Source organism: uncultured Boseongicola sp. (assembly GCF_937988555.1).
In the GTDB taxonomy this organism is placed as follows: Bacteria; Pseudomonadota; Alphaproteobacteria; order Rhodobacterales; family Rhodobacteraceae; genus Boseongicola.
On record NZ_CALJXO010000028.1, the window covers coordinates 1 to 6,426 of the forward strand.

General features: G+C 58.4%; 6 protein-coding genes and 1 pseudogene. 2 read left to right on the forward strand and 5 right to left on the reverse strand.

Annotated features, from left to right (window positions below):
• The 5 genes and pseudogenes from Q1B15_RS01475 to Q1B15_RS01495 all read right to left on the reverse strand — a co-directional run.
• Nucleotides 1–171 (reverse strand): annotated as a pseudogene (locus Q1B15_RS01475) (IS5/IS1182 family transposase); the annotation flags it as partial.
• Between the two features lie 371 nt (nucleotides 172–542).
• Complete coding sequence (gene nagA / locus Q1B15_RS01480) at nucleotides 543–1,703, reverse strand: N-acetylglucosamine-6-phosphate deacetylase (RefSeq protein ID WP_299749076.1); 1,161 nt, start codon at nucleotides 1,701–1,703, stop codon at nucleotides 543–545.
• Complete coding sequence (locus Q1B15_RS01485; RefSeq protein ID WP_299749078.1) at nucleotides 1,700–2,725, reverse strand: SIS domain-containing protein; 1,026 nt, start codon at nucleotides 2,723–2,725, stop codon at nucleotides 1,700–1,702. The genes nagA and Q1B15_RS01485 overlap by 4 nt, the downstream gene beginning before the upstream one ends.
• Nucleotides 2,726–2,734: 9 nt before the next feature.
• The gene (locus Q1B15_RS01490; protein WP_299749081.1) at nucleotides 2,735–3,493 is read right to left on the reverse strand and encodes a GntR family transcriptional regulator; all 759 of its coding nucleotides are present in this window, start codon (nucleotides 3,491–3,493) and stop codon (nucleotides 2,735–2,737) included.
• A complete protein-coding gene (locus Q1B15_RS01495; RefSeq protein ID WP_299749084.1) occupies nucleotides 3,490–4,386 on the reverse strand; it encodes a BadF/BadG/BcrA/BcrD ATPase family protein in 897 nt (298 codons plus the stop codon). The genes Q1B15_RS01490 and Q1B15_RS01495 overlap by 4 nt, the downstream gene beginning before the upstream one ends.
• 153 nt (nucleotides 4,387–4,539) lie before the next feature.
• On the opposite strand from Q1B15_RS01495, the gene Q1B15_RS01500 reads away from it, so the two are divergent.
• Both Q1B15_RS01500 and Q1B15_RS01505 read left to right on the forward strand, forming a co-directional pair.
• A complete protein-coding gene (locus Q1B15_RS01500; protein ID WP_299749087.1) occupies nucleotides 4,540–5,442 on the forward strand; it encodes an N-acetylmuramic acid 6-phosphate etherase in 903 nt (300 codons plus the stop codon).
• Nucleotides 5,443–5,456: 14 nt separating this feature from the next.
• The coding region (locus Q1B15_RS01505) for an ABC transporter substrate-binding protein (RefSeq protein ID WP_299749090.1) at nucleotides 5,457–6,426 on the forward strand (970 nt) is incomplete at its 3' end.

The following is a 6,426-nucleotide window of genomic DNA, read 5'->3' on the forward strand; positions in this document are numbered from 1 at the left end:
GGTGGCTGGGCGACCGGTATGTGACGGGAAAAACTCGGACCATTCCCGCTCGAAGACTTCCCAGTCGATCAGGGCGGCGAGCTTCACCAATTCATGGCGCATGTCGATCATTTCGACCAACCGGGCGCGCAGGAGGTCGTCGTGTTCTGCGGGTGGTTTTCTTGGCTTCATCTCGTGGCTCGAAATTGCAGGGTTCCTATCTCCATAATACCAAACCCTGCAACTCTAGCCCAACAAAATCGTACTATTTCCAAACAAAATCAGCCGGATAGGAGTTATTCAGGGCGAACTAAGTATCCCCGTTCGCAGCGGCTAGCTTGCGTCATTGCTGGTGTCTGGACAAGCTCAATGCGTCGCGACGCCGCCGTCTTAAGTGCATCGCGCAGAACTCACACAGGCAGCGGTCTAAGATATTCGTGGACGCGGTGAGGGGCGGGAACCGTTTGCGGAGTATGTCGAGTCACGCGGTCTATGGTCGGCATAGGAAGCGATTCTGCCATCCCAAAACAGACTGGTTCGCATGGTGTCGATAGCGCTGCGACCTAGCCGGCCTTTCGGGTGCCGATCACCTTAAAGTCCACGGGGTTTGACAACCCGTCCTTGAAATATACGGCGCTTTGGGCCGTCCCGCGAAGGTGGCCCAGTCCGTTGTCTTCGCGCAAAAGCGTGGCGGGTGTTGCGGTCGCGCGGGCAACGGCGCGTGCGATGTCGTCTCCGACACTACCAATCATGACTGACAAAGCGCGCGGCATTTCAAGATCAGCGCCCGCAAGCGTGCCGTCAGCCAGCGTGAGCCGCTGGTTTTTGCGGAACACCTCACGGCCATTGATCAGAAAGCTTTTGATCGAAGAACCGGCCGTCGCCATTGCGTCTGTGACCAGAAAAATTCTCTCTGATTGCGGTTTTGCCGAGAGGGCGATGCGCATTGTGGCTGGGTGGACATGTACCCCATCGGCAATGAGGCCCGCGTAGATGTCGTCACGGACAAGGGTTGCGCCCACTAAGCCAGGTTCGCGGTTTCCAAGTTGGCTCATCGCGTTAAATAAGTGCGTCACGCACCGCGCACCGGCATCAAAGGCCGCGTGGCAGGTGGCGGCGTCTGCATCAGTGTGGCCCAAAGACACGACTATGCCTGCGTCTGCCAGGGACCTGATCTGTGCGGTCGTTGCGTTTTCGGGCGCGAGAGTCACCATGACATTTGCCAGTCGCTCGGCCGCCGAGAGCATGAGACGGAGGTCCTCATCGCTCATCGGACGGATGAGGTGCGGGTCATGTGCGCCTTTGCGCGCGACGGAAAGATGGGGGCCTTCAAGATGGATGCCTACAATCCCGCTAATTTTTTCCGCGATAGCCTGTTCGACGGCGTCGATTGCGGCGCGGGTGCGTTCAGGAGTGTCTGTGATCAAGGTCGGTAATAGGGCCTGCGTGCCAGCCGTAGCGTGGGCTTCGGCCATTGTGCGCAGCGTCGCCACGGATTGGTCATCGTTGAACATCACACCGCCGCCGCCGTTGACTTGCAAGTCGACAAAGCCGGGTGTGATCAAGCCGCCATTCAGGGTTTCGACCGGACAATCCGTTGATAATGCGTGCCGGGATTGGACGCTTAAGGACCGGTCTGCGTTGACCACAAGCGCTTGATCGGTGTGTAGCGTTTGCCCATCGTGGATTTGAGCACCAATGTAAGCTTTGACGGGGCCGTTCATACCGTTTCGGTCACTTTCTTCAGGTGGCGGGGTGCGTCCGGGTTGATGCCGCGTGAGGCGGCGGTTCGCTCGACCATGGCGTAAAAGCTGGCGATCAGGGCAATAGGATCCGTAAGGGCATGACCGGTGCGCGTGATGGGCAACACATTGGCCAACTGAACTTTGTCGGTCGTGGCAAACACCGACGCGCCTTTGGCTGCGATCTCGTCGGCGACGCCTGCAAGCGCGCTTTCGGCCTCGTCCTGCGAGGCGAGGGCGATGACTGGGAAGCCGTGGTCAACGATAGAAACTGGGCCGTGCAGAACTTCGGCCGAGGAGTAGGATTCTGCGTGGATTTGGCACGTTTCTTTGAATTTCAGGGCGGCCTCGTTTGCGATAGCGTAGGCCGGCCCGCGCCCAAGGCAGAAGACCGAGTTTCGCCCTTCTAGGGCTGCGCGGGCCTCGGGCCAGTCGGAGAGAACCGCGCTTTCGAGTTTGTCGGGAAGGTCGTGAACGGCAGCAAGGAGGGCGTCATTTTCGGCCCACTCGGCCAATAGCCATATGCCTGCAACGGCGGAATTCACGAAGGTCTTTGTTGCGGCCACGCTAATTTCCGGTCCGGCGTGCAGGTTCAATGTGTGATCGGCAACCTGCGCCAGCGGGCTTTCGGGATGGTTGGTCATTGCAATGGATAGAGCCCCCCCGGCGCGCGCCATGCGCGCCATTTCTACGATGTCGGGGCTTTTGCCGGATTGCGATACGGACAGGCAGACGCTGCCTTTAAGGTTTAGCTGCCGGTTGTAGATTGACGCGATGGAGGGTCCGATCGAGGCGATGGGTGTGCCCATGAGAAGCTCGGAGGCATATTTAAGATAGGTCGCCACGTGGTCGGATGAGCCACGGGCCACGCTGACCATGAAGCCCGGCGCTTGGGCGCGGATGGCATCAGCGGCGCGGCGGATATCGTCGCCGCCGTCCTGCAGAAGCCGGTCAACGGCGACTGGTATTTCCAAAATCTCGCGCCGCATTTGTGTTTGTGTCATCAGGGCGTCCTATTCTTTGGCAAGGCGAAGTTCGGCTACAAAGTTGTAGGCGTCTCCGCGATATATAGATTGAGTGAATTCCACCGTGCGCCCGTCAGCGAGATACGAGGTACGCTCAATGCGAAGGCCTGCCTTGCCCGGCTCGACATCCAAGAGGGCGGCGTTGCCGTCTCCGAGATTGATGGCAGAGATTTTCTGCAGGGCGCGGACGGGTCTGAGACCGGCCTGACCAAGCACTTCATATAGAGACGTTTCCACCAAAAGCGGGTTGGGCAGCATCTCGGTCGAGAGCGACGCACGCTCAATCGCCATCGGCTTGCCGTCGGCGGTCCTGAGGCGCGCGATGCGCGATACAGAGGCATCCGGGGACAACGCAAGGGCCAGGACTTCGTCGGGCGACGCCATGAAAACTCCGCGCTCAAGCCAGACGCTGGTCGACGCCATGCCGCGTCGCGACATGTCTTCGCTGAAGGACGTGAGGCGCGACAGGGATTGTTCGATCTGGGGCGTGCCCGGGGCCACAAACGACCCAGAGCCCTGTTTCTGAATGACAATGCCATCTTCGGCGAGCGCATGGATGGCTTTGCGCACGGTCACGCGGGACAGATCGGTTATGGTTGCGATCTCGCGTTCGGGCGGCAGGGAGTTGCCGGCCTTCAGAACGCCCTGATCAACTCCCTCGCTGAGCCGCTGGCGCAGCTGCACATAGCGCGGCCCGCCGTTGGGGCGCAGCCATTTGCCGGGGTCGAGGAAGTCCACGATGGTCATTGCGGGCATCCCTGGGAAATGGCTGCGCGCGACTTGGCAAGTTGAAAGGCGCCGTCCAAAGCGCTGCCACGGGACGCGATCCGCCCCGTCAGGGCCTTTGGCGGCAGGTAAGACGCATAGTGTGGTCCCACGCCTCCGGTGAGGCACAGAGTGTCGCCGGGAAGAAAGCCCAAGACCGACAGGCCCTTCGACAGATAGTCGGCGCCGTCTTTCATCAGCGACACCCCCCACGTGTCCCCGGCATCTGCACCAGAGACAACAAGAGGGGCCAAAGACCCAAAATCACCCGGTTTGGCCGACAGGCTGAATGATACGATCGCGTTTGGATCGTCGCCAAATTTGGCCATCAAGGCGCGGGTAAGGTCGGTGTGAGCGGCAAGGCCGTCGTGACATAAGATTGTGCGCTCGAGTGCCGCGCGTCCAAGCCATGCACCAGAGCTTTGGTCCGAGATTTGAAAGCCCCAGCCACCTATGTATCTGAAGTGCCCGTCCTTGCTGGCGGCGACAATCGTGCCTGTGCCAACAGACAAGAGAAACCCATCCTGATCACCCAACGCGCCGGTGACAGCAGTGGGGCGATCGTCTGTGACGGAAGCGCTTTTGTAGGGGAGGGCGGATGCGATCCGCTGGCTGTCCGCCGGGGTCATGACACCGGCTAGGCCCAAATGCGCCACTGCATCTCGCAGTGCGCCCGGTGAGACGCCCGCTTTTTTGGCAGCAGCAAGGACGGTGGAGATGATGTTTTTGATCGCAAGTTCTGGGTCAGATGAGGCGTTGGCGCGCCCACCTTCGGCTTGCGCAAGTACGCCCGCTGAAGGCGTGCCAATGGCGACACGACATCCGGTGCCGCCGCCATCTACGCCAATAAGTATAGGGTGCTCTGAGCCAAACATAAGATACCTTTATAATACCTATTTTGGAAAAGATAGACTTATTTGGCGGAATCTCCGCATTATTGGCCTTAGTATTATGGGGAAAATACGGAAGCCGAATAAATGGTAGACAAGAGGTATTTAAAAGGTATTAAATTAGGGAAGGAGATTCGAATGCTGCTTCCAACCACTGAAATGCTACCCGAAGGTGAGGCGATTGATCGGCTTTCTGCAGATCAGGCGGCGGCGTTCTTTGTGCGCGGACAGCGGTTGGCGGTTGAAGCGATTGGCCAGGCTGCGCCCGAAATTGCGAGGGGTGCCCAGGCGATGGCGGCGGCTATTCGCTCCGGTGGCTCACTTGTTTATGCTGCAGCGGGAAGTTCCGGGTTGATGGCGCTTGCAGATGCCTGCGAATTGCCGGGCACATTTGGGATTCCTGCTGAGACAATCCAAATCCATATGGCAGGCGGCGTCCCGGCAGATGGCCGCATGCCCGGCGATACGGAAGACGACACTGAAGCTGCCGACGTCATTGGGCGCGGGGTTTCTGCGGGTGATGTTGTTATTGTCTTAAGTGCCAGTGGCACGACGCCTTTCGCTTTGGCTGTGGCGGAGGTTGTGAAATCCAAGGGTAGCGTTCTCATTGCAATCGCTAGCAATCGGGGGTCGCCATTGCTTGAGCTGGCTGACATTCCGATTTGTCTTCAAACACCTCCCGAAGTTATCGCCGGATCGACGCGTTTGGGGGCAGGGACCGCACAGAAAGCGGCGTTGAACCTGATGTCCTCGCTAATGGGGATTGCGCTGGGACATGTGTACCAGGGTCAGATGGTCAATGTCGTGGCGGACAATACCAAGCTGATCAATCGCGCGGTCGGGATCATCGTGGGCATTTCCAATGTTTCGGAAGCCGCGGCGAGAATGGCGCTGGACCGGTCTGGTGGAGACACCAAGGCCGCAATTCTTGTCGCTGCCGGTGTGACGCTGAAAGACGCAAAAGCGCTGCTATCCGCGCATATCGGGCATCTTGAGCCCTGCTTCAATTCACTAAAATCAAACCAAGACATAAAAGTCTAATTAGGGAGAATACTATGGAAAAGTCCAAATTGATCGGTGCCATGCTGGCCTCGACGCTCATTGCCGGAACGGCAACGGCGCAAGACGTGACGCTGACGATTGAAAGCTGGCGCAACGATGACCTTGCCATCTGGCAGGACAAAATCATCCCTGCCTTTGAAGCGGAACACCCCGGGATCAAGCTGAATTTCACACCGTCGGCCCCGGCTGAGTACAACGCTGTTTTGAACTCAAAGCTGGATGCCGGTTCGGCAGGCGACATTATCACATGCCGCCCGTTCGATGCATCACTCGCACTATTTGAAGCGGGCCATCTTGCCGATATCAGCGACATTGACGGTATGGCGAGCTTTTCTGCGGTATCAAAATCCGGTTGGAGCACGGATGACGCCTCCACTCAGTTTTGCGTGCCGATGGCGTCAGTGATCCATGGGTTCATCTACAACAAGGACGCTTTCGCTGAAGTCGGCGTTGAAGAGCCAACAACCGAAGCGGAGTTCTTCGCGGTCCTCGATAAGATCAAGGAAGACGGCACTTACATCCCGATGGCTATGGGCACGAACGACCAGTGGGAAGCCGCGACGATGGGTTACAACAACATCGGGCCAAACTACTGGAAAGGCGAAGAGGGCCGTCTGGCGCTTTTGGCCGGTGACCAGAAATTGACGGACGAAGCTTGGGTTGCACCTTATCGCCAGTTGGCGAAATGGGGTGCCTATCTGGGCGATGGTTTCGAGGCGCAAACCTATCCGGACAGCCAGAACATCTTCACGCTGGGTCGGGCTGCGGTTTATCCGACCGGTTCGTGGGAAATCTCGGGCTTCAATGGCTTGGCTGATTTTGAGATGGGCGCCTTCTATCCGCCTGTGCAGAACGCCGGGGACACCTGCTATATCTCGGATCACACCGACATCGGTATTGGGATGAATGCTGCCACACCAAATGCCGAAGCTGCAACGGTCTTCCTGAACTGGGTTGGCTCGT